Origin of the sequence: Quyinboa ferrireducens, assembly GCF_042436675.1 — a bacterium.
Lineage (GTDB): Bacteria > Bacteroidota > Bacteroidia > Bacteroidales > UBA5342 > JBHJHP01.
The window spans coordinates 1-1,308 of record NZ_JBHMVA010000067.1 but is presented as its reverse complement, the minus strand read 5'-3'; the positions used below and the strand labels follow the sequence as shown (position 1 = coordinate 1,308).

At 33.9% G+C, this 1,308-nt stretch carries 1 protein-coding gene; it reads left to right on the top strand.

Features of this window, described 5'->3' with window-relative positions:
- Positions 1 to 225: 225 nt before the first annotated feature.
- The gene (locus ACE01N_RS20430; protein ID WP_380592922.1) at positions 226 to 804 is read left to right on the top strand and encodes an NIF family HAD-type phosphatase; all 579 of its coding nucleotides are present in this window, start codon (positions 226 to 228) and stop codon (positions 802 to 804) included.
- Positions 805 to 1,308: the final 504 nt, after the last annotated feature.

The following is a 1,308-nucleotide window of genomic DNA, read 5'->3' as shown; positions in this document are numbered from 1 at the left end:
ATGATATATTGATTCCAGATTATCAAATTTTAGAACAAAAGATTATTGATGAAAATAAAAAGTACTACCGCTAACACGCGGTCATAGTGCATGCGGTTGTGTTTTAACTTGCAAAACCACATTCCGTATGTCGTCGTTTTCGGCTTGACAGTCTCCACTTCGTGGGACAGTCAACCGCACGACACCATACCGCGGGACCGTTGCCAGTAATGCCAAGAAACGACAGTGCAAATTGAAAATGACAAAATATTATTGATTCTTGATTTGGATGAAACTCTTATTCATGCGGATAAAGGAGACTGTGGGTTTACCCCTGACTTTGAAGTTTTTGACTATAAGGTTGTGAAAAGACCATATTTAACGAATTTTCTTGAAAATTGTAGTAAAGACTTCATGATAGCTGTTTGGTCTTCAGCATCGGATAAGTATGTAGACGAAATTGTAAGGATAATAAAACCAGATTTCCTTAACCTTGAATTTGTGTGGGGACGTTCAAGAGCGACATACAAACCAACAATAGATTTGAGCGAAACGGGATATTCTGACCTTGACCATTTTCACTATGTCAAGAGACTAAAAAAGATTAAGCCACTCGGATTTAAATTAGAAAAGACACTAATCGTTGATGATACGCCTCATAAATCAAAGGAGAATTATGGGAATGCTATATATGTAAAAGAGTTTAATGGAGAGTCGGGAGATAATGAATTGCGGATTCTAGAGAAATACCTTCGAGAGATAAAAGATTGCGATGATGTTCGCAAAATTGAAAAGAGAGGTTGGAGGACTAAATATGAAAAATAAAAAATTGACTAAACATATAATTATAGGAACGATACTGTCAATTTTAATATTCTTCTCGTTATCCTTTTTGACTGTTCTTTTTCAAATTAATTCTCCATTAAACCGAATTCATGATTATTATGAATTAAAGATTGGATTTCCATTTCAGTATTATCATGAATTTATGGTTGATTGTCCGATTCCAAATTCTGGATGGAACATTAATAACTTGATTCTTGATAGTACTATTATTTGGATATTTGTGACAGTACTATATTTGATTATAAAACGAAATAAATAAAGCACATACTGGCAACAATGTATATACAAAATAGGCGAAATAGTAATAATTTCAAGGGCTGTAACCCGCTTCGAAATTGTAACGATTTGATAAGTTTGAAGCCCGCAATCGCCTACTTTGCATATACTCGCCGTTGTATGCAATTTGGGTACGATATAGGGACATCCTTTACAAAGTTATAGTGACATAGTTTACACTTTTTAAGTTGTAATTTGAGAAATAAA